The organism is Paenibacillus tabacirhizosphaerae, from assembly GCF_040812395.1.
Lineage (GTDB): Bacteria > Bacillota > Bacilli > Paenibacillales > NBRC-103111 > Paenibacillus_E.
In genome coordinates this window covers 1-1,701 of record NZ_JBFNXH010000061.1, presented here as the reverse complement: position 1 = coordinate 1,701, position 1,701 = coordinate 1, and the positions used below count along the sequence as shown (strand labels likewise).

Annotated in this window: 1 pseudogene; it reads right to left on the bottom strand. The window is 36.7% G+C overall.

The features are described from left to right. Positions 1 to 1,701, bottom strand: a pseudogene (locus ABRS97_RS27945) (hypothetical protein); the annotation flags it as partial.

Below are 1,701 nucleotides of genomic sequence, written 5' to 3'. Positions count from 1 at the left end.
GTTCGCAGTCTGGCGTTCCACCCAGTTTCTGGTAATTAATAAAATGTTTCTTGTAGGTGTACGTCGTTGTTTTGGTTCCTTCGGTTACATCTGTACTCGTTATCGAATCATTTCTAATGCCCTCATTCGTATAGTGACCTCCCATATCTCCTGTATACTTGTAATTCATTAAATTATACGCTATTCCATCTCCAATTTGGTCTTGTCTGGAAATAGCGCGATATTCTTGAGAGTACGCATACACGGCTCCGTATCTAGATACGGGTGAATTTTCATAGGAAAATATCGACTTTGCTCCAGTTGGGTATTGAACAGCACTTAATAATGCATGATTTACAGTCTTTGCATCGCCATAGTCTTTGCTAGTAAAATTAAAAGATGTAACATTGTCACCAGGAAGATAGGAGTATTGCGTGGTTCCTTGGGCATTCTGAACAGATGCTAAAAAATCTATTTTGGTGTTAAACCAAGGTTGATCAGGAATAGCAACATCCTTGGGAACTTTATTATAAATCACCGTTTTTCTTCCAGAGGTTAAAGTGACTTGCGATGGTTGATAATCGATATTAATCGTATTTCCAATAGCATCCTGAATCTGGGTAGGAAAATAATCATACCCTTCAAAATGTGAATAAAAGAATTGAATCGTGTTATCATTATTATCCTTTATCTCAATGAGATTCCCCCTTCCATCAAAATAGTAAGAAACCCCAGTAGCTTTATAATGTAACTCGTAACTTGAAGGAACGTTATTCACCCTAATTGTACTATTCGAATTAAACGAAATGTCATCTAAATGATAGTTTTTTAAATAATACCAATCATTTATTCTCGTCAATTCTGCGGTCCCGCCATCAGGAAGACGAAGATATTCAGTGGAACTATCTAACGAAACGTATGGAATATTCCACGTCCACCCTATTCCTATAGGAAACTTCTCAGCTTCTTTAGTTTTGTTCCTTGCAATATTTCTATAAGCAGGCGGCGCGGAAGAATTTATATTATAAAATAAAACTCGTAATCCTGCATTTGAGGAAATACCCGTTACCGTCCTTGTAGAGTATCCGTTAGAGTCGGGAACTGACCAGTTAGAATAAGATACATCCTTCCCTGCGTTAGCCGTAACCCATTTCTTTGCCTGATCATCATCCTGTGCTGTACTTCGAGTTTCATAGCCTACATAGTAGGCTGGTGTAGAATTACTAACAATAACATCTTTGTACCTCGTTTGTGTATATTGATAAGCATTATACTGAAACTGGAATCCACCTATATTGATAATTTCAACATCTTCCTTAAAGTAGTTCGAACTTTGACTATTGTAAATACGTGATAATGTAAAAGAGAGGCCGTTTCTCCCTGGTAGCGTCAAGTCCGATTCCCTTACAGAAAGGTTTCCTGATAAAGTAGACATTTGATCATTTCCACTGCTAATACTAAATGGAGCTTGATCAGCTCTAAGATTTACACTATTTATTGCATTTGAATCATATGACGACATGTAATTTTCACTCGCCGCAGTTACTTTGTTTTTACTGGTTAGTACGTTGATATTCTTAGGTCGTATAATCTCCAAGATTTGATTAAGATCACCTTTAGATTGTTGCCAAAATATAAGAGCTTGCTCAACATCATCTAATGCGTAGCCTTTCATCAACTTTTCATCAATTAGAGTAGTTGTCACATCGAATTTAATACTTA